Genomic DNA, 754 nt, shown 5'->3' with positions numbered 1-754 from the left:
CTGGTGATCTCCGGCGAATACTTCGGCTGGAGCTATGGCTGGGGCACCGCCGGCACCCTGGGCTTTCTCATCACCACCCTGCTGGTGGCGACCATGTACACCTGCTTCATCTTCAGTTTCACCGAACTGACCACCGCGATTCCCCATGCCGGCGGGCCTTTTGCCTACAGCCGCCGGGCCTTTGGCGAACGTGGCGGGCTGATCGCCGGGATCGCCACCCTGATCGAATTTGTCTTCGCCCCGCCGGCCATCGCCATGGCCATCGGCGCCTACCTCAACGTCCAGTACCCGGACCTCGACCCGCGCCTCGCCGCCGTCGGCGCCTACGTGGTGTTCATGGGCCTGAATATCCTCGGCGTCAGCATCGCCGCTACCTTCGAACTGGTGGTAACAGTGCTCGCGGTCGCCGAGTTGCTGGTGTTCATGGGCGTGGTCGCGCCGGGCTTCAGCTTCAGCAATTTCGTGCTCAACGGCTGGTCCGGTTCGAGCAGCTTCAGCCTCGACTCGATCCCCGGCATCTTTGCCGCGATCCCTTTTGCAATCTGGTTCTTCCTCGCCATCGAAGGCGCGGCCATGGCCGCCGAAGAAGCCAAGGACCCCAAGCGCACCATTCCCAAGGCCTATGTCGGCGGCATCCTGACCCTGGTGTTCCTGGCCCTCGGCGTGATGGTGATGGCCGGCGGCGTCGGCGACTGGCGCCAACTGTCGAACATCAACGACCCGTTGCCCCAGGCGATGAAAGCGGTGGTCGGCA

General features: G+C 64.3%; 1 protein-coding gene. It reads left to right on the top strand.

All coding sequences use genetic code 11. The features are described from left to right. Positions 1–754, top strand: a 754-nt coding sequence (locus M5B96_RS32350) for an amino acid permease (RefSeq protein WP_248801225.1), incomplete at both ends; no start/stop codon positions are given.

The organism is Pseudomonas sp. MWU13-2105 (assembly GCF_023242315.1).
Lineage (GTDB): Bacteria > Pseudomonadota > Gammaproteobacteria > Pseudomonadales > Pseudomonadaceae > Aquipseudomonas.
Note: the sequence above shows the minus strand (reverse complement) of the source record. Positions and strands in the feature narration are given on the sequence as shown.